This window comes from Thermococcus onnurineus NA1 (genome assembly GCF_000018365.1).
In the GTDB taxonomy this organism is placed as follows: Archaea; Methanobacteriota_B; Thermococci; order Thermococcales; family Thermococcaceae; genus Thermococcus; species Thermococcus onnurineus.
Genome location: NC_011529.1, coordinates 368,047 through 391,008, shown reverse-complemented (window position 1 = coordinate 391,008; position 22,962 = coordinate 368,047). Strand labels below are relative to the sequence as shown.

General features: G+C 50.3%; 22 protein-coding genes. 13 read left to right on the top strand and 9 right to left on the bottom strand.

Features of this window, described 5'->3' with window-relative positions; genetic code table 11:
• Nucleotides 1–72: 72 nt before the first annotated feature.
• The 7 genes from TON_RS02180 to TON_RS02150 all read left to right on the top strand — a co-directional run bounded on the left by TON_RS02180 (nt 73) and on the right by TON_RS02150 (nt 7,652).
• On the top strand, nt 73–951 hold the full coding sequence (locus tag TON_RS02180) for a lysylphosphatidylglycerol synthase transmembrane domain-containing protein (protein WP_012571375.1): 879 nt from the start codon (nt 73–75) through the stop codon (nt 949–951).
• The gene (locus TON_RS02175; RefSeq protein WP_012571374.1) at nt 927–2,150 is read left to right on the top strand and encodes a glycosyltransferase family 4 protein; all 1,224 of its coding nucleotides are present in this window, start codon (nt 927–929) and stop codon (nt 2,148–2,150) included. The genes TON_RS02180 and TON_RS02175 overlap by 25 nt, the downstream gene beginning before the upstream one ends.
• A complete protein-coding gene (locus TON_RS02170; protein WP_012571373.1) occupies nt 2,150–2,872 on the top strand; it encodes a polysaccharide deacetylase family protein in 723 nt (240 codons plus the stop codon). The genes TON_RS02175 and TON_RS02170 overlap by 1 nt, the downstream gene beginning before the upstream one ends.
• A gap of 25 nt (nt 2,873–2,897) precedes the next feature.
• Complete coding sequence (gene amrS / locus TON_RS02165) at nt 2,898–3,944, top strand: AmmeMemoRadiSam system radical SAM enzyme (RefSeq protein ID WP_012571372.1); 1,047 nt, start codon at nt 2,898–2,900, stop codon at nt 3,942–3,944.
• 2 nt (nt 3,945–3,946) lie between these two features.
• Nucleotides 3,947–4,771: a hypothetical protein gene (locus tag TON_RS02160; protein ID WP_012571371.1), complete on the top strand. Its 825-nt coding sequence runs from the start codon at nt 3,947–3,949 to the stop codon at nt 4,769–4,771.
• A 199-nt stretch (nt 4,772–4,970) separates the two neighbouring features.
• On the top strand, nt 4,971–6,827 hold the full coding sequence (locus TON_RS02155; RefSeq protein ID WP_012571370.1) for an S-layer protein: 1,857 nt from the start codon (nt 4,971–4,973) through the stop codon (nt 6,825–6,827).
• 45 nt (nt 6,828–6,872) lie between these two features.
• Nucleotides 6,873–7,652, top strand: coding sequence for a hypothetical protein (locus TON_RS02150; RefSeq protein ID WP_012571369.1), 780 nt, complete (start codon nt 6,873–6,875; stop codon nt 7,650–7,652).
• Here TON_RS02150 and TON_RS02145 read toward each other — a convergent pair.
• Complete coding sequence (locus tag TON_RS02145) at nt 7,642–9,387, bottom strand: radical SAM protein (RefSeq protein ID WP_012571368.1); 1,746 nt, start codon at nt 9,385–9,387, stop codon at nt 7,642–7,644. The genes TON_RS02150 and TON_RS02145 overlap by 11 nt on opposite strands.
• An 87-nt stretch (nt 9,388–9,474) precedes the next feature.
• Between TON_RS02145 and TON_RS02140 the strand changes: the two genes are divergently transcribed.
• Nucleotides 9,475–10,035 (top strand): ferritin-like domain-containing protein, encoded by a 561-nt coding sequence (locus tag TON_RS02140; protein ID WP_238516414.1) that lies wholly within the window; start codon nt 9,475–9,477, stop codon nt 10,033–10,035.
• A 33-nt stretch (nt 10,036–10,068) separates the two neighbouring features.
• Here TON_RS02140 and rsmA read toward each other — a convergent pair whose 3' ends face one another.
• The 5 genes from rsmA to TON_RS02115 all read right to left on the bottom strand — a co-directional run bounded on the left by rsmA (nt 10,069) and on the right by TON_RS02115 (nt 13,543).
• Nucleotides 10,069–10,887, bottom strand: coding sequence for a 16S rRNA (adenine(1518)-N(6)/adenine(1519)-N(6))-dimethyltransferase RsmA (gene rsmA / locus TON_RS02135; RefSeq protein WP_012571366.1), 819 nt, complete (start codon nt 10,885–10,887; stop codon nt 10,069–10,071).
• Nucleotides 10,884–11,504 carry a DUF655 domain-containing protein gene (locus tag TON_RS02130; protein WP_012571365.1) on the bottom strand — a complete coding sequence of 207 codons (621 nt, stop codon included), beginning with the start codon at nt 11,502–11,504 and terminating at the stop codon, nt 10,884–10,886. The genes rsmA and TON_RS02130 overlap by 4 nt, the downstream gene beginning before the upstream one ends.
• Before the next feature lie 69 nt (nt 11,505–11,573).
• On the bottom strand, nt 11,574–11,936 hold the full coding sequence (locus TON_RS02125; protein WP_012571364.1) for an RNA polymerase Rpb4 family protein: 363 nt from the start codon (nt 11,934–11,936) through the stop codon (nt 11,574–11,576).
• A gap of 2 nt (nt 11,937–11,938) precedes the next feature.
• Nucleotides 11,939–12,235 carry a 50S ribosomal protein L21e gene (locus TON_RS02120; protein WP_048055028.1) on the bottom strand — a complete coding sequence of 99 codons (297 nt, stop codon included), beginning with the start codon at nt 12,233–12,235 and terminating at the stop codon, nt 11,939–11,941.
• Nucleotides 12,236–12,382: 147 nt separating this feature from the next.
• Nucleotides 12,383–13,543, bottom strand: a complete 1,161-nt coding sequence (locus TON_RS02115) for a tRNA pseudouridine(54/55) synthase Pus10 (RefSeq protein WP_012571362.1) — start codon at nt 13,541–13,543, stop codon at nt 12,383–12,385.
• A 45-nt stretch (nt 13,544–13,588) separates the two neighbouring features.
• Between TON_RS02115 and TON_RS02110 the strand changes: the two genes are divergently transcribed.
• The 3 genes from TON_RS02110 (at nt 13,589) to gatE (ending at nt 17,206) form a co-directional block, all read left to right on the top strand.
• Nucleotides 13,589–13,882, top strand: coding sequence for a transcriptional regulator (locus TON_RS02110; RefSeq protein WP_048055142.1), 294 nt, complete (start codon nt 13,589–13,591; stop codon nt 13,880–13,882).
• 106 nt (nt 13,883–13,988) lie between these two features.
• Entirely contained in the window at nt 13,989–15,308 is a 1,320-nt protein-coding gene (gene gatD, locus TON_RS02105; RefSeq protein ID WP_012571360.1) for a Glu-tRNA(Gln) amidotransferase subunit GatD, read from the top strand.
• Entirely contained in the window at nt 15,308–17,206 is a 1,899-nt protein-coding gene (gene gatE, locus TON_RS02100) for a Glu-tRNA(Gln) amidotransferase subunit GatE (RefSeq protein ID WP_048055027.1), read from the top strand. Before gatD ends, gatE begins: the two co-directional genes overlap by 1 nt.
• 37 nt (nt 17,207–17,243) lie before the next feature.
• Here the strand turns inward: gatE and TON_RS02095 are convergent, their stop codons facing one another.
• From TON_RS02095 to TON_RS02085, 3 genes are all read right to left on the bottom strand, one after another.
• Complete coding sequence (locus tag TON_RS02095) at nt 17,244–17,936, bottom strand: hypothetical protein (protein ID WP_148202355.1); 693 nt, start codon at nt 17,934–17,936, stop codon at nt 17,244–17,246.
• A 240-nt stretch (nt 17,937–18,176) separates the two neighbouring features.
• Nucleotides 18,177–19,403 carry a hydroxymethylglutaryl-CoA reductase (NADPH) gene (hmgA, locus tag TON_RS02090; RefSeq protein WP_012571356.1) on the bottom strand — a complete coding sequence of 409 codons (1,227 nt, stop codon included), beginning with the start codon at nt 19,401–19,403 and terminating at the stop codon, nt 18,177–18,179.
• Between the two features lie 17 nt (nt 19,404–19,420).
• On the bottom strand, nt 19,421–20,164 hold the full coding sequence (locus TON_RS02085; RefSeq protein WP_012571355.1) for a MinD/ParA family ATP-binding protein: 744 nt from the start codon (nt 20,162–20,164) through the stop codon (nt 19,421–19,423).
• A 160-nt stretch (nt 20,165–20,324) separates the two neighbouring features.
• Here TON_RS02085 and tdh point away from each other — a divergent pair, with 160 nt between their 5' ends.
• Entirely contained in the window at nt 20,325–21,377 is a 1,053-nt protein-coding gene (tdh, locus tag TON_RS02080; protein ID WP_012571354.1) for an L-threonine 3-dehydrogenase, read from the top strand.
• A gap of 71 nt (nt 21,378–21,448) precedes the next feature.
• Nucleotides 21,449–22,951, top strand: a complete 1,503-nt coding sequence (pheS, locus tag TON_RS02075; RefSeq protein WP_012571353.1) for a phenylalanine--tRNA ligase subunit alpha — start codon at nt 21,449–21,451, stop codon at nt 22,949–22,951.
• The last annotated feature ends 11 nt before the right edge of the window (nt 22,952–22,962 follow it).

Sequence of the window (22,962 nt, the reverse complement as noted above, 5' to 3'; positions counted from 1 at the left end):
GTTCTTCTCCCTTACCCTCAGAACTCGGATAAGATTTATAAACTGTCATCGTGAGTAAAGGTTGGCGAGAGCATGTTCGAGAACATCGTCGCATCAACCGAGCAGTATCTAACCCTCATTGGAGAAATTCCCCTGTATTACCTAGCCCTAGCACTCTTCACATACTACATAAGCGTCGTACTCTACGCCATCCGCTGGAAGCTCGTCCTCAGGGGCATGGGAAAAGAGGTCCCGCTCCTCGAGCTGGTAAAAGCCATTCTGGCGTCCATATTTATGAACAACATAACACCCATGAGTCGCAGCGGCGGTGAACTGCTGAGGATTACCTGGATAAGCAGGAGAAGCAAGGTTCCCGTTGGGATATCCACGGTGAGTATAATATACGAGCGTATCCTTGAGACGGTGCCTGTCTTTGTCCTGTTCCTGATTGGAATGATGTACTTTTCAACCATGCCGGATATTCTGCTCCTGATAGGAATCGCCGGCGCTGCAGCAATATGGATTAAATGGGGCTCCTTCGTGAGCTTCTCCCTCAAGATTTTCAAGACTCCCGTGAGTGATGAGGATATGGAGAAAATTCTCTCCCTTAGGGATTGCCACAACATAACTCTAGCAGGAATCCTTCTCAGCTCCGCCGTCTGGATACTCGACGTCGTAAGGCTCAAGCTCATAACACTAGCCTTTGGATTTGACCTGAGCCTTAGCCTTATCGCGGTTATCTCCATAGCCAACCTGCTCCTGGGCCTTGTGGCCTTTACTCCCGGGGGCATTGGCATCATCGAAGGGGGTCTTGTTGGAACGCTGACCCACTTCGGCATTCCACTAGGCTTCGCAGTTTCTATAACTCTACTGGAGCGCTTCGTCTCCTACGTGCTCAGCAGCCTCGTGGGATTCATTGTACTGCTAACGTCCGGAGGGCGGGAGGTATGGAAAGCCTTAAAATCGCAATAGCCTCCGACTGGTTTTTTCCCAAAATCGGTGGAATCGAGACCCACATGGATGAGCTCGCCCGTAATCTTCTCAAGGCAGGGCATGAGCCCTACGTCATCACCCATGACTACCGCCATCTAAGACCTTACGGAGATGACTTTCCATATCCTGTCAGGAGATTTCCAGCGTCTATTTACGTGAAAAGTCATCACATCAGCGTGGGTCTCGGCCAGCTGTGGAAGATAAACGAGTTCTATAAAGAGGTTGGCTTCGATATAACTCACGTCCACAGCATCTACTCACCATTTTCGATAGCCGTCGCTAACCTATCCAGGGGTATCAGAGGAGTTCCAGTCGTTGCCACGAACCACTCCTTCTACGGGAATCCCCGGATCGGCCCGATTCTGGGCCCTATGCTAAGATATCACCTAAGGAGGATCGATTCCTTCATCGCCGTAAGCACCCCTGTGGCCAATGACACGAAGCATCTGCTCGAAAATAAGCTGAACGGCAGGCCAGTGGTCGTCGTTCCAAACGGTATCGATGTCGAAAAATGGAGGCCTCCTGAGCCAGAGGAGAGAGAGAAGGCCAGAAAAGCCCTTGGACTTTCCGATGAGATAGTCCTCTTTTACATAGGCAGGATGACGGAGAGAAAACAGGCTCACAGGCTGCCCTTCGTCATCTCCTCAGCCATCAAGCTTTCGGGGATCGACAAGAGGATGATACGGCTGATAGCGGTCGGAAACGGTGTTATGAGACCCAAACTCGAAGAAAATCTCAAGGTAACTGGACTGGCCGAACGCACAACACTCTTCGACTTCATGCCTAGAGAGAAGGTGATGGAATTCTACTGGGCGGCAGATATAGTGCTTATGCCTGGAATGCTTGAAGCGTTCCCGATGGTGGGCCTCGAGGCCTCGGCGACAGGGAGAACAATAGTTGGCAGGAACGAGAGCGGGTTGTCGGACCTTATAGTGGACGGCGTCACAGGATTCCTTGGAAACAGTGAGGAAGAGCTTAGCCGGAAGCTTGCGCAGGTTCTCACGAACGAGGACCTCATAGAAAGAATGGGGACAGAGGCCAGGAGACGTGCGGAAAAGGAGTTTTCCTGGGATATCATACTTAAAAAGCTCCTGAGGGTTTACAGACTCACGATGGAGAGTGCCGATGGAACGGACAAAAGATACCTGCTGTACAAACTCATCAGGAGGAGCAGCTGATGCTGGTTTCGATAACCTTTGACGTTGAGCACGACTGTCCGCCGTACCTAACGACAACGAGAGGAATGAGGGAAGGCCTGCCAAAGCTCCTGGACCTCATGGCCGAGAAAAAAATTAGGGCCACATTCTTCTTCACGGCCGAGATGGCGAAGCGCTTTCCAGAGTTGGTCAGGCGGGTGATTGATGAGGGTCATGAGCTGGGCAGCCATAACTACAACCACGAGAGACTGGATAAGCTATCCAGAGACGAAGGAAGAAAGGCCATAGAGAAATCCATTAAGGTTCTCAGGGAGTTTGGCGAAGTAGTCTCCTTTAGGGCCCCCAACCTGCAGTTCCCAAATTACTATTATGATATACTGGAAAAGAACGGCATCTTAGTTGACTCCTCCAAGGCAAGGTACAAGGGCTACCAAGATGGGGTTAAGTTCTTTGGAAGCGTACTTGAAGTCCCAGCATCTACTACTTCTTCCGTTATAAGGCTCCCCTGGAGCGTCCAGAAGCTCATACATGCAAAACTAAGCGAACCAAAGATTTACTTTGCCCATCCCTGGGAATTCGTGCCGATGCAGAAGGAAAAGATAAGACTTGATTGTAAATTCAACACGGGCGATAAAGCTATAGAGCTACTCGGAAAGCTGATCGATTACTACAAGAGCCAGGGCGCCGAATTTTTGACAATGCGTGAGTACTACGATAGATACCAAAAGCTTAAACGGAAGTAAGAATACCTCCCCTTGGTGATGATAGATGAGAGAAGCGATGTACTGGGAGCCCCTAGAGGGGGGTAAGGTGAGATGCCGCTTGTGCCCGCTTAACTGCATCATCAATGAGGGCCAGAGGGGCTCCTGCAGGATAAGGAAGAACATAGGAGGGAAGCTCTACACACTTAACTATGGAAAGGTTTCGTCCATGGCGACAGACCCCGTTGAGAAGAAGCCCCTGTTCCACTTCTGGCCTGGTTCCTGTGCATTCTCAATCGGAACCGTCGGCTGCAACATGCACTGCAAGCACTGCCAGAACTGGGAGATAAGCCAGGCAGATGAGAGCCTCCTCTATATCCGAGACGTTTCTCCTCCCGAAGTAGTTGAATTGGCTAAACGCTACGGCTGTGAGAGCATAGCGTACACATACAATGATCCTGTAATCTGGTACGAGTTTGTGCTAGATACTGCAAAGATAGCGCGGAGGGAAGGCCTGAACAACATCCTCGTCACCAACGGCTACATCCGCGAGGAGCCGTTTAGGGAACTAGCACCCTACATAGACGCCATGAACATCGACATCAAGGCTTTCAGTAATGAGTTCTATATGAAGATAGCGGGCGTACCAAGCAGAGAGCCAAGCAAGAGAATTGCTGAGATAGCAAAGAAAGAATTCGGAATTCACGTTGAGCTGACCTATCTTATCATTCCAACGCTCAATGATCGGGAAGAGGAGATAAGGGCCTTCGCTCGGTGGGTCGTCGAGAGCCTCGGCGACGATACGCCCGTTCACTTCTCGCGCTTCTTCCCGCACTACAAGCTGACTCACCTTTCGCCAACACCGCTTGAAACCATCGAGATGGCATATCGCGTGGCAAAGGAAGAGGGATTGAAGTTCGTCTATACTGGCAACGTGCCCGGACACGAAGGGGAGAACACCTACTGCCCGAGGTGTGGCAAACCTTTAATAGTCCGCTGGGGATTCAAAATCACTGAGTACCACGTGAAGGACGGGAAGTGTGAATACTGCGGTGAACCGATTCCGATAATTGGTACTTACATGAAAAAGCGATATGATTGGATGTGGTGGTGAAATTGGCGGAGATTGAGGTTATTTTCTACATAGAAGCCCTTGGAAACGACAAGAAAGTTTTAGAAAGGGCTCTGGAGGAGACTGCCAAGAGCCTCAAAAACGAGAAGGGTGTCAAAATCAAATACATAAACGTCGAAGACGTGCTGGAAAACGAAGATGAGGAGCTCCTTAAGTATTCTGGGGTTATAGAAGCTGGAATTTCCGGAGATCTAGAAAACGTAATCCGACTGGCCCTTAAATATTCTCCAGCCATCGTTGAGGTTCTCAAACCCGGAAAGATTGAGATAGAGTCTAAGAGACTCATGAAAATTCTCGGAGAGGTCTCACTCTTCATGGGCAAGCTCATGAAAGAATTCGGAGGGCTAGCAGTCTATCCAAAGCTCGACGACCTTCCAGAGCCAAGAATCGGCTATTCAAGGGATGAAATTGAGGACTTTATAGTCGAAGACAGGAACATCCTCTACCGCTTCGTCATAGAAGTCTTCGGGGAGAACGAGGAGGGTATAAAAACCACGATGGCAAAGGCCCTGACGATTGAAGGGTGCAGGATAAACAAGCTCGCCGTTCAGGGGCAGGAGGAAGATGACCAGTTTAAGGGTCTTCTGGCGGCGGAGCTTCTTTCCCCCTTCGAAACTCTCGTCCAGCTGACTGCAAAGTACGCTCCAGTAGCAATTTCTATCCTGGAGCCCGAGATCATCGACGTCACAGCCAATGAGCTCCAGAACACACTAACAGACTTGGGTAGCTTCGTCAACGAACTCGTTACAAGGCCCATAAAAAGACGGATCATGGAGAAAAAGAACACCGAGTTCAAGCTCAACCCATGATATTATCGGCAAAAGGCGAATACCTTATAGGCATTTAATTAAGCTCCCTTTCATTTTTACGGCAATTAGCGTGCTCTTTTTAAGCAGAGAAAGGGTCTGAAAGCGAAAAGTATATATACCCTTATCCGGTAGAGAGTGATTGACAACACATGTTAGACCATCCTAGGGCGTAAGCCCAAACTTAAGGAGGTGTTGGGAAATGAAAGTGAAGAAGATCGCGGCCCTTGCAGTTGGTGCCGCAATGGTTGGAGCCACCGTCGGCTTTGCCAGTGCCCAGCCGACCGTTCCGGAGATTCCGAAGGACTTCTTCGTTAACGCCGATGGAACCCCGAACGTTAAAATCGTTGTCGGAAGTAACGCTGCTGCCATGGACGTTGCCAGCGCCGCTGACATAGCCGTTGCCCTTGGAAGCCTACTCTACACCACCGAGCAGGTCGAGGCCCAGAACGCTTACGTGAAGATCAAGGCCGAGTACCCACCTGCCACCCTCGATGAGTGGACCATCTACGCTTACAACTTTACCACGATAACTGAGGACCACGGCATAACGAACATTACCAGCTGGGCCACCAGCTATGACGAGCTTCCAGGTGACTACTGGTGGAATGGTGCTGCCTACGCTGGCACCTACACTGACTGGGTAAGCAACTTCATGGTTACCACCGACATTGACGACAAGGATATGATAGATGGCGTGGACGAACTAATTGACTGGCACATTACTATACAGAACGTTCAGCTCAGCTCCAAGGACCCCGCCGAGTGGGACGGCACCATGCCGCCCAAGGACGCCGACCTCGTAATCACCCCGGGCAACGTCACTGTCCTCGTTGACTATGTACTCTACAACTATACAACATCCACCACTGTCGAAGTCAGCCCGGCTTACCCAGAGTGGGGCATTGATGCCACCTACGACACTGTTGAGAGCTGGTATCTCGACGATGCTGAGGACGGAGGAACCCTTGCCGACCCCAATCCAGTTGTCAAGGGTGTCACAGTCGGAGACACCTTCTCTGTCTTCGGACAGACCTACTATGTCTTGGATGTTAACAACGGCACTTTCACTGCAGGTCTCGACAAGGGCAAGGCCTGGTATCAGGTCGGCCAGCCGCAGGCCATCGAGGGCACTGACTGGATCGTCACCGTCCTCGACATAAGCATCATCGACCAGAGGGCCCTCGTCGTCGTCAAGAACGCCGTCACCGGCGAGGAGAGCGGCCAGATTATCCTCGAGGTCCCATCTGAACTGTGGGACGGAGAAACCTGGGACGAGAACTACGCTGTGGACGTCTTTGGTGACGGCAGGGTAAAGCTCCTCCTCACGGACACCTTTGTCGGTATCGACGGCCACCTCATAGCCAGCATTTGGGCCCAAGTTGACGTCGTTGACTACACCAACGATGCCACTGTAGTCTACGACGGCAAGGAATGGTCAATGACTATCAACACTTACTACGACAACAACGATGAGGCTTGGTACATAACCAACATAACCCTCACTAACCGCGACACCCTCGAGGGCAACCCGGTTGACATCTTCGGCACCTACGACCTTAAGTACTGGTTCGAGATCAAGGAGCATGACGCCTACTACAACCCGGCCAACGACAGCATCGTTCAGGCCCCAGAGGGAACCACCTACAAGGTAGCCTACGCCTATATAGCCCTCACCGAGAAGGAGGGTACTGTCAGCGAGATCGAGCTCAGCGTTGGCGACAATGTCCTTGACACCGAGTACTACGTTGCTGGCATCTACGCTGACCAGGTAATGGTCAAGCCGGTCGCCAGCCCGATAACCGTCATGGACTATGAGGTCAACCTTGAGGACCCAGGAAGCAACCTCATCCTCGTTGGTGGTCCAGTCGCCAACAGCGTCACCCAGTACCTCGTCGAGCAGGGCATCAGCCAGGTTGACTGGTACAACAGCCCAGGCGACATCGAGTACATCCAGGATGCCCTTGGTGGCTACGACGTTGTCATCGTCGCTGGTGCCACCAGGGACGAGACCAAGGCTGCTGCCGAGGCCCTTATGGAGTACCTCGCTGGCCTCTGAAGGCCTTTCCTTCTCTTTTAATTCTCTCTTCTGGGGGTTTTAGCCTTGAATCAAAAGAGGCTCGCAGTCGTTCTTGTAGTTCTCCTCATAGTCATTGCTCCAATCAGCTATGTAATGTACTCGTATCATAACTTCAACAACGTCATCAGCCCAAAGCCACCCAAAGCATCCACCCAATACGTTGTAATATACACGCCCTCTGCTCAGTTCTACGCCCTCACCGCTGAGCAGTACCAGAAGCTCATCGAGCAGGGAACTGCCCCCCCAGCGGGCTCCAAGATATTCAACATTACCGTGGACAGTTACATTACAGGCAGCCCAGAAGTTGACCTGAATCTGACTATTAGAAGCTTTTATGAGTACTTCACGATAGTTATCGGCGACCCCTCCGTAGAGAACTGTAAAGATAACCCCCAGCTGTATGTCGGGGACTGCAGATACAGAACACTCACAGTCTCTGAGATATCTGGGGTAGTGTCCAACATCTTCACAACAAACTACTACATTAAGGGCCTCGAAATGGGCTACGACAACATAACCGCCAAGCAGTACGCTTTCAACCAGACGTGGCTGAGATACAGAAAGACTTACCTGAACTTCTGGACTAAGCTCGATATCGGCCGCGGCAAGATAGGGAATCCGGACCACCTTGTTGTGCTCCTGATCGGTCCAGCAGAAGGAGCAACAGAAAACAGAATATTCACTCCCCGCAAGGGAGTGCTGGTAATAGAGGGAGTCACCGACGAAACTTTGAGGGCTGAGGTTGTGTTCATCGAGAACCTCATAGGTTTCTCATGGCCAGAAAAGAGGAACACTACAGAGTGATTAAATCTTTCAGTATTCTTTTTCCCTCATCCCCAACCACATTAAAGAATTCCTTTTCATCTCTGAAAGGTCTCTTGGACAGAATCTTCACAACCCTCTTCTTACCGATACCAGGAATGTACTGAAGAATCTTTGGACTCTCCTGGTTCACATTTATGGGTATCGGAATGCCTGTTATGCTTCTAAAGCCGTGATCGACTATTAAAACATCGTAGAACCTGTTAAGCTCGACTTCTTTGGGAATGCCAACTATCAGTGGATAGCTCCCTATCTGTCTGCCGTACGTAAGGCCGTTGTCGTAAACCTCAGCCCTAACGTCCCTGAGAACCGTTCCAACGGGCACGACCCTCTTAAGCATTGGAAGATCGATTTCATGCCTTATCTTGTACTTGTAGTGCTGGATGAGCTTCTTGTGCTTCTCGGTCTTTACTCTATTTCTCATATGCCAGAGAGGGGTTCCGGGGAAGACAACCACCTGACGTATGTTTATGCGCCTGACCATCAGGCCATCGTCGAGGAGCTTTTTGAGGAACTGGAAAGTCAGCTCGTAACTCTTCTTTGTCTCTCCAGGAAGACCAAAGAGTATGTTTATTCCTGGGAGGAGCCATGGCATTCCGTTGTAGCCCCTCTTTCCCCCTACCTCATTGAGCAGCTTAACTGCATTGTAGGTTTCTTCGGCAGTGGCGTTCAAGTTGTTGAGCTTGGCCACCTTTGGATCAGCACTCTCAAGTCCGAAGGCAACGACGTTTCCGGGTGTACCGTACTCAATGAGTGCCTTTGCTATCTCCCTGCTCTCCTCAGGATAGTTCGCTATCACCGCAGGATTTGCATTGTCCACGTGGAGGGTTTTTATGTCAGGAGCGACTAAGCGGATTCCGCGGAAGAGTCTTTCAATGGCTTTGGGATTGGGTATGGGAACGCGGCCGTTTGATTTTGCCATATAGGAAAAGATGCAACTCTGCCTACCGACGCGGAAGTGTCTCACGCCAAGGTTGTAGAGAACTTCAACTTCCCTCACAATATCCTCAATGGATCTGTCCTCGACCTTTCTATATCTCACGGGCTCCGTGCAGAAGGAGCAGCCGCCTATGCCCATAGCCTTTGGACAGCCACGCTGGGTCTCAATCTCAACTATGACGAAATCTGGGAAGTCAGGAAATTGCGTCACGACCTCTGCACCCAGGAGGGCGTAATCGCGAAGCTCGTCATAGGTTCGAAACCTGAAGGGATCGGCTTCTCTGGGATTCCGGAAGAAATCATAAAGAAAAGCCTCCAAGTCCCCGTAAACGATGTGGTCAAAGACCGTCTGAGCAAACATCAGCTCCCGAGAGGTTATCTTTGTCCCACCCTGGTGGGCAGAACCCATGAAAGCCGGTCCTCCAAGTATTTTAATTCCTTTAAAGGGCTTTAGGAACAGGGCAACCTCTTCAACCTGAGATGGGACAGCTGAGAGGTACTTACCCGGAGTGTGGAGACCCCCGATGTAGATTATAACGTCAGCCCTTTCGAGTATCTCTTTCGTTTTTGGGAAATTTGGTGTCTTGTTTTTAGTGGCAACTCCCCTTTCACCATCAAACGTTGCCCGAAGGTCATCTATGGTCAAATAGAACATGCTAACATCTTTACGTGCCTTTTTAATGGCACCGTATGCGTAGCGCGGGTATATACCAAGGTACGGGGGAACACCCAATCCAGCAGGCTCATCGGTATAGCCATCGATGATAGCAACTATCATGGTGGATGAGTCTATTGTGCCTCTTAAAAATCAATCGATATCAAATCGAAAAGTATAAACGGTTTGCTTTCCAATGTATATTTGGAGATGATCATGACCACCCCCATTTACAAAACAAAAGAAAGAGAGAGAATCAAGTTTAAAAAAATTCTCGAAGCACTTTCCCAGCTCGATACCAAGGAGCTTATAGCTCATTGGATAGATCAAGAAGTGAAGGAAGCTGAAATGTACTACAGACTCTACACAATGAGTAAGGAGGTCAACTGGGATGAGCAGATTCCAAAGCTTTTCTTCAGTATATATAAAGACTGCTTGGAACACGCCGAAGCACTGCTAAAGCTGTACCGTACTATGTATCCAGGCGAGGAAGTTATTAAGGTTAATGTCCCCGCCCTAGAGGTAGAGCTGTCCGAAGATCGCCTCAGAGAGCTGGTGTTTAAGGGAAACCTCCGGGGCATTCTCGAATACCTGATGGGTACAGAGAAAATTGCACACGATGTTTATTCATATCTGGCAGAACAAACTACCGACGAAAAAGTAAGGGCGACTCTCATCTGGCTGGCGGAGATTGAAAATGGACATTACGAAAAGTTGAGGAGGCTCTATGTGACACTCTTTGGAGATTATCCGGAAGAGGAAGAAGAATGAGATAATTCCGTACCTTCTTTACCCTTAATTTCACTAGATGATGTTGTTAACCTTTAGGTATGCTTCTATTTCCTTAACCTCCTCAGGGGAGAGCTGAAAGACTCTTTTTTCTGCATAAGGTGCCGAGGAAATCACGTCTTTAACATTCTTGAACTCAGCCTTGCTGAGACCAAGCATGTGGTGGGATTTCTTCAATGCGGCAGCAACCGTACTCCTCCTGTGCTGAAAGAGAGCCCTAACGAGATCCTCATTCAGTTCTATGACCTCACTTTTCGGCTTGGGTTCAAGGACAATGACTGCAGAGTCAACCTTTGGCCGGGGATAGAACGCACCTCGTCCAATCCTCTCGACGAGTTCAACGTAGGACTTGGCCTGAACCATCAGTGAGAGGCGAGAGTAGTTCCTGTCGCCCGGCCTTGCCACCATTCTCTGTGCGAACTCAAGCTGGTAGATGAGAACGGCCCTCTCGAATCCGTATCCGAGGAACCTGAAGGTTATCGGGGAGGAAATTTGATAGGGCAGGTTTGAGACTATTTTGTTAAACTCTGGAAAATCAACCTTTAGAGCGTCCCCCTCTATTATCTCGACGTTGGACCAGTTGTACTCCTTTCGCAGTATCTCAACAAGACGTGGGTCCTTTTCTATGGCATAAACCTTCCCGGCACGCTTGCTGAGTGCATCCGTGAGAACACCAAGTCCGGGGCCAATTTCAAGAACGACATCTCTTCCGCTAAGTTCAGCCCTCTCAACGTTTCTCTCGATGATATCGTCTACTATTAGAAAGTTCTGTCCAAGGTCAGAGTTTGCCCTTAATCCGTATTTAGAAATGAGAGAAAAGAGGCGCTCCCTCATACCCTGAATATCCTCCTGGAACCAACGAAGAGCCTGTAGCGATCCTTCCCTTCAAGCTCATCAACAACGCGCTTGGTTATCATCTTTGCTGGATCAGGAAGACCCTTAACTCTGTGCCTCAGATCTTCAAAGCTCTTGAAGGGCTCCTTCTTACGTTCCTCTATGATTTCCCACATGTGCTTCTTGCCTATTCCCGGAAGAAGCTCGAGGCTGTGGAGCCTGTTGGTTATCGGCGGGGCGATGTTGAAGAACTGGACAAAACGCTCTTCATTGTTCTTGACTATCTCTTCCACAACATAGGGGAGTTCAGCCTTAGCGGTAGCAGTGAGATCATCGTAATGGATCTTCTTGTTGATCATGAGAATCTTATCCCTCTGCCCCTTGCCTATGAATACCCTCTCGTACAGCATCAGATCCTCCCTTGGAGCCACCTCGAGAAGAGTGAATGCCTTTTCACCTATTACCTGTGCCACAGGCTTTCCGGTTCTCCTGCCGGTCTTCAAATCAGTGTATCCTTCCGGCAGATAGTCCAGCACATAGGCGTACTCCTCATACTCAACATTCCGCCTCTTCTTTTCGAGACTCTCCCTGTAAGAATGCCTCCGGTACCTATCCATTTTCTCTCCCCCAGAAATTATACCCATCAGGAGTTTTTATACTTTGTCGAGAAAAGGGAAAGAAAGGAGTCACTCCCTGTAGTCGTCGAGGAGCTTTATTATCTCCTCAGCCTCTTCCCGGGTAGGCATGTAGTCTTCCTTGGTAAAGATAACACGGATGTCGAAGTAGTCTTCTGGCATGAGGTCAACGAGCTTAGCTGCCAGCCTCTCGTCGAGCCACTCGAAGAGGCCTATGAGCTTCTCCTTTAGCTCAACGGCCTGCTCAGGCTTGAGCTTGGCAAAGCGCTCGGCATGTTCCAAGCTAACTCTGGCCTCGTAGAACATCGGTTCCTCCGGGTTCTCCTCCACACCCTCGGCCTTACGCCTCTCGAGGAGCTCTTTGGTCTCCGCTATGGTAAGATAACGCTCCTCGAGCTTTTTCCTTCCTATCATGCTCATCCCTTCTGAGCCCTGAGGTGGACTGGGTGGATGAAGAAGGTCTTTATTTTGCCGCCGTCCCTAATCTGGACGATGTAGGCATCGCCACGCTTGCCAACAACGGTTCCGGTCCTTCCGTGAAATCTTGGGTCGGGCATGCCCTTGTGGTAGCTAGGCTCGATGACGATGTGAACCTTCTGCCCGACCTCAAACTCCTGGAGGAACCTGGTGAGTGGCGGGAGACCTCTCCTCCTCGGCTTCTTGCTGAGCTTCCCCCTGGTCTTCCTCCTAAAGCTGTGGGCCTTCTGAACCATATCAATCACCTCACAGATTTTTACCCATCCCGCAAAGGGTATATAGACATCCATTAGGGCTTTTTCAGACTTTCAAACCTTTTCGGCGTATGGACTAAGCCTATTATGGCTCCGTTACCCAATCGGCGAAAAGCGTTTATAAAGTTTTCACTCATCGAGGATGTTCAGAACATCCAGCCTTTCGCACCAGGCTGGCTTCCCGAGGAGGTCGCTAACGGAAGGCTTGGTTCTTCCTTTATCACCCGAGATGAGCTCCTTGATGTAGAGGCCGCCATCGGTGATTAGCCTCAACTCAAAGTGCTTCTCGTCTATCCATCTTGCCTCCGCTTCATGAATCCTTTTGACCCTTACTTTGTCGGCTCTCGCCTTCCTCACGCGCCAGGGCGTTCTTTGGTGTATCTCAAGCCCTCTAAGCTCTCCCGCCACTTCCCTGGCTTCCTCAGGAGTTACACCATCTTCGACGAGAACCAGGGCGAGATATTCCTTCCGATGGTTCTTTGTGAGAACTTCCTCAGCCTCCTTAGTGGTCACAAAACGAAGGTCAAGAACCTCCACCTTTCCGCTCGCATTTATCTCCTTTGCTATAGCTCCGAGATCAAGCTTCCTTTTCTTTGGACCTTTTATCTCGAGGATGAAGGGCCTGCCATTGCCGAGCATCCTAACGTCAACATCCTCCCTGCCGGCGCCCTTAAAGACGCACTTCCCCCCCGCAGCCCTGGAAAATGGACGGCAAATTATAGACGCAACGCTCTCCTCCAATTCCGGGAGAGGCGTCTGCGGAATGCCCCTAACAAGCTTTCTATAGCGGCCATAAATGTAGAGGGGATTTATCTGAAGCTCGATCTTCCCCGAATATGGCTCGACTATGAAAACAACATCCGGAGTTTTTGAGGTATCCTTTCCAGTTGCGAGGCCAAAGGCCTTGCCAAGCTCGCGGTTGAATTCTCTGTTTATGGGCTCGCCAGTGTCTATACCGAACTCCTCCCAGAGGGCTTTTTCCCTCTCTTTTATCTCCTTGGAGAAGCGGGAACCGACTAAAAAAGTGTCGAACTCTATCCCTTTGCTCACCTTTTTCATGAGTTCAATGAGTTCGGGAATCCTCTCAAAAACGTTCCCGCAGAGCTCACACTTCTCAGCCTCTTCTATTGGCTCTAATCCTTTCGCTGAGCGCTCCATGTTGAGGACGAACCTTATTGCCTTCCCGCGTTCCTCGTTAGTACTTCTTCCAAGGCGGGCAAAGAGCCTGCCGAGGCAGTGGTCACAGAGGCTATGTGCTTTAAGAACCTTTTCAGCCTTCTCGACTATCATGTTCCCACCCTAAGCTTTATATCTCACCTTTTCGACAATCTCGCGATGATGACTCGTAGGCAGCGCATAATAAAGCTTTTGGAGGAGCGCGATTACTCACCGGGTGAGCTGGCAGTAGCATTGGAACTCCGCGGCAGAGGGGCGAAAAAGGTAATCCTCGAAGACCTGAAGGCCATACAAAAGACCCTTAAGCGTGAGGGAAAGGTTCTTCTCATAAAGCCCGCCGAGTGTAGGAAGTGTGGCTTTATCTTCAGGCCGGAGATAAACATACCCTCCCGCTGTCCGAAGTGCAAGTCAGAGTGGATAGAGGAGCCTAGATTTAAGATAGCACCTAAGTAATTGTCATTATGACAGAATTCATCTAAATTTTTGGGAGATTCTTGTCATTCATCCAGCCCGAAGGTTTATATTAACCTCTCACCAGTATAAGGCGGAGGGAAAGGCTATGCGCAAAGTTGAGCGGTTTATGCAGGAAAAGGGCCTCAGTGTTGGGGATTACGTCAGAATAATCGAAAAGGATAACGGAAACAAGAGCATCTATGAAGGAATAGTCATGAACCCCTACGAGCTCTCCACCGGCGAGACGCTTACGCTCAAGCTTGACAATGGCTACAACATTGGAATCCTCGTTGATCAGATAGTTTCAGTTGAAATCATCGAGAAGGCGAAGCCAAGAGAGGAAGTAGAGTTCGAAGAAGTGTTTCCGAAAAGGCCAGAGCTTCCAAACGTTGCTATCCTTGGAACGGGCGGAACCATAGCAAGCAGGATAGACTACAAGACTGGAGCCGTCCATCCGGCTTTCACTGCGGAGGAACTTGCCAAGGCAGTTCCGGAGATTTTTGAAATAGCCAACATAACACCGAAGCTCCTTATGAACATCCTCAGTGAGGACATGCGCCCGACGTACTGGGTCAGGATAGCCCACGAAGTTGCGGGCATACTGAACAACGGCGAGGACGGCGTCATCATAGCCCACGGGACGGATACGATGGCATACACCGCATCGGCTTTGAGCTTCATGCTCAGGGACTTGGGCAAACCGGTCATACTCGTCGGCGCTCAAAGAAGCTCGGACAGGCCGAGCAGCGACGCGGCGATGAACCTCATATGCTCTGTCAGGATGGCAAGGGCTGATTTCGGCGAGGTTGCCGTTGTAATGCATGGGGAGACGAGTGACACATACTGTCTCGCTCACAGGGGAACCAAGGTCAGGAAGATGCACACCAGCAGGAGGGACGCCTTCAGGAGCATAAACGATATACCGATAGCCAGAATATGGCCGGGTGGTGAGATTGAGTTCCTCAGAAAGGACTACCGCAGAAGGACTGAAAGCGAGGTCTGGGTCGACGACGAGATGGAGGAGAAGGTCGCTTTGGTAAAGGCCTTCCCCGGAATGAGCACCGAGATAATAGACTTCTTCGTGGACAAGGGGTACAAGGGCATAGTCATAGAGGGAACCGGTCTCGGCCACGTGCCGACCTACGTCATAGACTCAATACAACGCGCTACTGAGGAAGGCGTTGCCGTCTGCATGACGAGTCAGTGTCTCTACGGCAGGGTGAATCTCAACGTTTACTCCACTGGAAGAAGGCTCCTCAAGGCGGGCGTTATTCCGTGCGAAGACATGCTTCCAGAGACGGCTTACGTCAAGCTTATGTGGGTGCTTGGCCACACTGATGATCCAAAAGAGGTCAGGGAAATGATGCTCACGAACTATGCGGGCGAGATAACGCCCTACACGAGGTTTGACACGTTCCTGAGGTGATGACAATGGCGTACGATTACGAGAAGCTTGGTCTTAAGGTCGGTCTTGAAATCCACAGGCAACTCGACACCAAAAAGCTATTCTCACCCGTTCCAAGCGAGCTGAGCGACGAGGTGGAGTTTACCTTCCAGCGTCGTTTAAGGCCAACTATAAGCGAGCTCGGCGAGATTGATCCGGCTGCTCTGGAGGAGTTCAAGAAGGGGAGGACTTACATCTACGAGGGCAGTTACGAACTGGCAGACCTCGTTTACATTGACGAAGAGCCGCCACACATGCCGGATGAAGAAGCCCTCAAGGTCGCCCTTCAGATTTCCTACCTTCTCAACGCCACTCCCATTGACGAGGTTCACTTCATGCGTAAAATCGTCATAGATGGCTCCAACGTCTCAGGCTTCCAGAGGACGGCAATAATAGCCATGAACGGAAAGGTGGACACACCGTGGGGAAGTGTTGGAATCCCAACGATTTGCCTTGAAGAGGACGCCTGTAGAATAGTCGAGAGGAAAGACAAGGAGGTAATCTACCGCCTCGACAGGCTGGGTATTCCTCTCGTTGAGATAAGCACGACTCCGGACATACACCACCCGGAGCAGGCAAAGGTGGTCGCCAAATACATAGGCGACGCTCTGAGAGCGACGAGGAAAGTCAAGCGCGGTCTTGGAACCATCAGGCAGGATCTCAACATTTCAATAAAGGGCGGTGCCAGAGTAGAGATCAAGGGGGTCCAGGAGCTAGATATGATACCAATCATCATTGAGAGAGAAATCGAAAGGCAGCTCAAGCTCCTCGAGATACGAGACGAGCTGAGGAGGCGCGGAGTCAAGCCAGAGGACATCAAAGAGGAATTCTACGACGTCACTGAGATATTCGAGAACACTGGCTCTAAGATAATAGCGCGCACGATAAATAACGGTGGAAAGGTCCTCGCCGTTAAGCTCCCCAAGTTCCGCGGGCTCATCGGGAAAGAGATTCAGCCCGGCAGGAGGCTCGGAACTGAGATGGCTGACAGAGCCAAGAAATACGTGAAAGGTATCTTCCACATTGATGAATTACCGAATTATGGAATTACAGAATTGGAGGTTAATGCAGTTATCGAAAAACTCGGTCTCGGCGAGGATGACGCCTTCGTCCTCGTCGCCGCAGAGGAGGAAACTGCCAAGAAAGCACTCCGCGAGGTTCTCCAGAGGGCGAGGGAGGCTATAGACGGCGTGCCGGAGGAAACAAGAAGAGCTCTACCCGATGGAAACACCCAGTACATGCGCCCGCTTCCCGGCAAGGCGAGGATGTATCCCGAGACAGACATACCGCCGATACTCATCACGGAGGATATGAAAGAGGAGATACTCGCCAACCTGCCAGAGCTCCCGCAGGAGAGGGCCGAACGCTACGTAAAGGAGTACAATATCGACAAGAGCCTTGCTGAAACCCTTGTAAATGACGAACGCGACGAGCTCTTCGAAGAGCTCATAGCGAAGGGTGTCAAGCCGTCCCTCGCTGCATCAATACTCGTCGTCGTACTCAAGGGTCTCAAAAAGGAGGTTCCCATCGAAAACATCACCGACGAGCACATCAGGGATGCTTTTGAGCTCTATCTCAACGGCAAGATAGCCAAGGAGGCCTTCGAAGAGATATTCAAGGAACTCGCGCTTCACCCAGAGAAGACGGCCCAGCAGGTTGCTGAAGAAAAGGGCCTGACGCTGCTCAGCGAGGAGGAAGTTGAGCGCATCATAGACGAAGTCATCCAGCAGAACATCGAAGTCATAAAGGCCAAGGGCATGGGAGCGATGGGTATGATAATGGGCCGCGCTATGGCGAAGCTCCGCGGAAGGGCCGACGGAAAGCTCGTGAGCCAGCTCGTAAAGAAAAAGCTGAAGGAAGTCCAAGGATCCGCACCTTGAAGTTTCCTTTTAAGTTCCATTTTATTCTTTGAATTCATCAAATGCCAAGGAATTTGCGTATTTTGAATTTGAGATGACCAAAAAACACACTGTTCAGATAAAAATCAGTTGTGTGGGTAAACAGCGTCTTTGCAGTCTTATAGTCGTCGAAATACAAGAACGCCAGCTCACGTAAGTCACGCTTATTGAAAATCAGGATCGTGTTTCCAATGGTTTTCCCACCAAAGATGTCCAATGGGTCATATCGTATCTTTGTCAGCTTTCGAACGTTTCCTAGCCCAACTTTTCCGTAGTTTTGAGCAATTAACTCGTCGATTAGTGTAAAGGAGCCCTTCCTAAACCCAGCGGGATGATCCTTGATCTCAATTTTTACTGGTTGCACGAACTTATCGACGACATAATACTGAAGAACGACCTTCTCTTTGATCTTGGCTAAGTCAAGCACGTTGAAGAGAGCCCTCAGATACGTCTCGAGAAATACCTGGGGAGTAATTTCACTATGATGAAGCTCATGCAGAAGGGCTTTCTTTCCCTCAGGACATTCCAGTCTTAAAAGTTTCGTCCCGTGGGTTTCTACAATGTACACACCTTTATCTGCGAGAAAGGTCCTGTAATGAAGGGACTGTATTGGCATGTTCTCAAATAAAAACTCAAACAACTTTGAGTGACTGCTCATTGATACAACACTGCAGGCGTCCCCATCTATTTCAACTGTAACCATCATAGACATCCCAACATTTTTTGGGAAACATCCTAATTAATTTTTCTTTTGCTTTATGTTATCCAGGAATATAATAGAGGGGCTAAGGATAAATTTGGGCTTTCTCACCAGTTTAGATTACAATAAGTACAGGGATATCCGGGTCAGAGCATCGGCTCCTCATCACTCTTCAGAGTGAGGGAAATGGTCATCATCCCCAAATACGTCTCTTCTAGGATTTTTAAGCGTTGGGTAAAAGAGGAAAGAAGCTCAACGCCCAAGCTCCTTGTGAGCCTTGGCGAGGTGCTTCGCCGCTATTGCAGCCAGCAGTGAAAGCTCTCCAGCCAAGACTGCACCAGCGATTATCTCCGCGAACTTCTTGGCGTTCGTTCCAGGTGGATCACCACCACCGGCAACTCCCATGATGCTCAGGGCTTCCCTCTGGGTCGGGACCCTAGTTCCACCACCGACGGTTCCTATCTCGAGGCTTGGCATTGTTATGCTGATGTAGAGGTCTCCTTCTGGGGTAACCTCCGCAAGAGTTATGCCGTGGGCCCCTTCCGTAATCTGTGCCTCGTCCTGGCCCGTTGCAAGGAATATCGCGCCCACAATGTTGGCGAAGTGGGCGTTGAAGCCGTAGGAGCCAGCCTGGGCTGAACCCACAAGGTTCTTGCGGTAGTTGACCTCTGCTATGAGCTCCGGAGTGGTCTTCAGCTTTTTCTCGACGATCTCGCGTGGGATTATCGCCTCGGCTATGACCGTCTTTCCGCGCCCGTTGATGAAGTTCATTGCGTTGGGCTTTTTGTCAACACAGAGGTTTCCTGAGAGGGCAAGGTACTTAACGTCCGAAAACTCCTCTTCGATGACCTTCATTATCTCCTCGCTCGAAATGGTGACCATGTTCATACCCATGGCGTCGCCGGTCTCAAACTCAAACCTCAGATAGAGGTTATTGCCGACGATAAAGGGCTTAACGTCGCGGAGCTTTCCATGCCGCGTAACTTTAGAGACAGCCTTCTCCTGGAGGTAGCCAATGTTTGCCTTGACCCACTCCGCAACTTCTCTTGCCTTTCTTGCGTCCGGACACTTTAGGAGCGGCGCACGGGTCATTTTATCACTTATAATTGTTGTCTTGACCCCGCCGGCTGCCGTCAATGCAGAACAACCGCGGTTGACTGAAGCTACTAATGCACCCTCCGTCGTCGCGAGCGGAATGTAGAACTCCCCCTTGGCGTATTCACCGTTAATTTTGAGCGGTCCGGCAACGCCCATCGGTATCTGGACGACGCCTATCATGTTCTCGATGTTCCTTCCGATAACTTGGTTGGGGTCTATGGAGTAATGTCCAATGTTCTCGAGGCTTATCCCAAACTTTTTCTCAAGAGCTTTCCTTCTTATTTCAGTGGCGAGCTTCTTGTCGCCGTTTGTATATTTTTCAACCTGATGGAATTTTATTTCTCCGCTAGCTACCTTCTCCACGAGCCCTTCCATGTTCATTTCAACACCCCCAGAAATCAGCCGAATATCCATTCTTCAAGGACTTCTCCAGTTTCCCGAAAGGCTATGGCGGCATCACTGTTAGGATAGTACTTAATGACAGGGACACCCAAATTGATGGACTCAGGAACTTTGTTATCAAAGGGTATCCACCCAAGAACTGGAACATTGAGGTCTTCTTCAACGGCCTCTATAATCTTGTCAACTATGTCCTCTGACTCCCTGACCTTGTTCAGTATCACACCAATGTTGAGATTATATCTCTCACCTAGGGCTTTCAGCTTTTCTATCTCGTTCTTAACCATTACCTCGAAAGAGTATATCGGAGAGCGCTCTATTTCAACCACTATAAGTTGATAGTTGGCAAGCTCAAAGGTAGGAAGCGTGTCAAATGGAATTCCAGTGGGCGAGTCCACGAAAACAACTCCGAACCGATATTTGACTCTTTCCAGAATATCTACTAATCTCTTTGGAGAGATGCCCAGAACATCCTGAAGCTGCGTGCTTCCTGGCATCACATGAACTCCCGTCTGGGGATGTTTGTAGATGGCCCATTCAGGATCAAGTTCGGGATTTTTGAGAAGCGAGTGGAGAGTGTACTTTACAGTATCAAGTGCAAAGTGGAAACCAAGGTTAGGCAGGTATAAGTCACCATCGACAGCAAGGACACGATATTCCCTCATGGCTAAGAAAGTGCTAAGGTTAGCAGTGGTGGTAGTTTTTCCCGCACCTCCTCGCCCGGTCACGACTATCAGCGCCATCTTTAGACCCCCTTTACTTAGTTGGAAAATACTCAAAGGAGAATATAAGGTTTCCGATAATCCATCAGGAAAACTATTGTTTACATCATTGAACCTTCACAAAAGGTTTATATCGCCCCGCCATTTAGATAAGCATGTAAACATTAAGGAGATGGTTGCTATGGCCGAAAAGATGCCGGCGATCGTTAAGACGAAGCCCGCCTACGGTGCGGAGCTCGTTGAAGTTGATATCCCCAAGCCCGGTCCTGGAGAGGTTCTCATCAAGGTTCTTGCCACCAGTATCTGTGGAACTGACCTGCACATCTATGAATGGAACGAATGGGCGCAGAGCAGGATCAAACCGCCCCAGATAATGGGTCACGAAGTCGCCGGAGAGGTCATCGAGGTTGGTCCCGGCGTTGATACAATCAATGTTGGTGATTACATTTCAGCTGAGACTCACATAGTCTGTGGAAAATGTTACGCCTGCAAGCACAATCGCTACCACGTCTGCCAGAACACAAAGATATTCGGCGTTGACATGGACGGTGTCTTTGCCGAATACGCTATAGTTCCCGCCCAGAACGCTTGGAAGAATCCGAAAGACATGCCTCCCGAGTATGCAACCCTCCAAGAGCCCCTTGGAAACGCCGTTGATACAGTTCTTGCTGGTCCAATAGCTGGAAGGAGCACGCTTATCACAGGCGCAGGTCCGCTCGGTCTCCTAGGTATAGCCGTTGCTAAGGCCAGTGGCGCTTATCCTGTCATCGTCAGCGAGCCAAGCGAGTTTAGACGCGAGCTAGCAAAGAAAGTTGGTGCTGACTACGTTGTCAACCCCTTCGAAGAGGATCCAGTTAAGTTCGTTATGGACATAACTGATGGAGCCGGTGTTGAAGTCTTTCTCGAGTTCAGCGGCGCTCCTAAGGCCTTCGAACAGGGCCTCCAGGCGGTAACACCGGGAGGAAGGGTCTCGTTGCTCGGCCTCTTCCCGAGAGAGGTCACCTTTGACATCAACAACCTCGTAATCTTCAAGGCCCTTGAAGTACACGGAATAACCGGAAGGCACCTCTGGGAGACCTGGTACACCGTTTCGAGCCTTATTCAGAGCGGCAAGCTCAACCTCGATCCAATAATAACCCACAAGTACAAGGGCTTCGACAAGTTTGAGGAAGCCTTTGAGCTCATGCGCGCCGGCAAGACTGGAAAGGTCGTCTTCTTCCCCCACAAGAAGTGAGTTTTCCTTATTTTTCTTTCACCGCAATTCTTAAGTAACTCTTCTCAAACTCAACCCAAGGAGGTGGCCCTATGGAGCTTAGCTATCAAGAGAAGCTGACGCTCATAAAACTTAACGAGTTGAAAAAGGCTAAATTCGACGAGCTCGTTGAAAAAACCGGTCTCGACCAGGTCGCGGTCATGAGAGCCGTTCTCTGGCTTCAGAGCAAAGGTCTGGCGAGGCTCCACGAGAAGAGCGAGAGGATAGCAAAGCTAACCGAGACCGGTAAGAAATATGCTCAAATTGGACTGCCAGAATGGAGGGCTCTGAAAGTCCTCAGGAAAAAGGGCAAGGTCACACTCGATGACCTCAAAGAAGTCCTCAGCGAGGACGAGCTGAAGCCGATAGTCGGCCTCCTCAGGAAGGAGGGCTGGGCGAGCATTAGGAAGGAGGATGGAAAGCTCGTCCTCGAGATAACGGAGAATGGCCTTAAAGCCGAGGAGAGAGCGATTGACAGGGCACTAAAGCTCCTCGCCGAGAAAGAAGCTATTCCCGTCAGTGAGATTGAGGAAATTATCAAGGTGAACGACCTCAAGAGAAGGAAGATAGCCGAAGAAGACATCGTAACCGAAAGAACCGTCGAGATAACGCCCGAAGGAGAGGAGCTCGCAAATAAAGGCCTTGAGCTCAAGGAGGAAGTCTCAACCCTCACGCCGGAGCTCATAAAGTCCGGAAAGTGGCGTGAGGTCGAGTTCAAGCGCTTCAACATCCAGGCGCCGGTGAGAAGGATTTATCCCGGCAAGAAGCAGCCCTACAGGGCATTCCTCGACAAGATAAGGAGAAGGCTCATAGAGATGGGCTTCATCGAAATGACTGTTGACAGCCTCATAGAGACGCAGTTCTGGAACTTCGACGCTCTCTTCCAGCCTCAGAACCATCCGGCAAGAGAATGGACAGACACTTATCAGCTTAAATATCCGAAAAGCGGCTACCTACCCAATAAAGAACTCGTCGAGAGGGTTAAGACCGCCCACGAGAGAGGCTTAGCTGGCTCACGCGGCTGGGGCTACGTCTGGAGTCCGGAGAGAGCCATGTTGCTGATGCCGAGAGCCCACGGTACCGCCCTAAGCGGCAGGCAGCTTGCTAAAGGTGTCGAGATTCCGGGCAAATACTTCACGATACAGCGCGTTTTCAGGCCCGACGTCCTGGACAGGACGCACCTCATAGAATTCAACCAGGTGGACGGTTTCGTGGTTGGTGAAGACCTCAACTTCAGGCATCTCTTGGGTATACTCAAGCGCTTCGCCGTTGAGATCGCCGGAGCCAAGAAAGTCAAGTTCCTGCCGGACTATTATCCGTTCACCGAGCCGAGCGTACAGATGAGCGCCTACCATCCCGAGCTCGGCTGGGTCGAGTTCGGCGGCGCTGGAATATTCAGAGAGGAAATGACGAGGGCCCTAGGCATAGATGTTCCTGTAATAGCGTGGGGAATTGGAATTGACAGACTTGCCATGTTCAAACTCGGAATCGACGACATAAGGTATCTCTTCAGCTACGACCTGGGGTGGCTGAGAGAGGCGAGGCTGGTCTGGTAAAGGGGTGATGC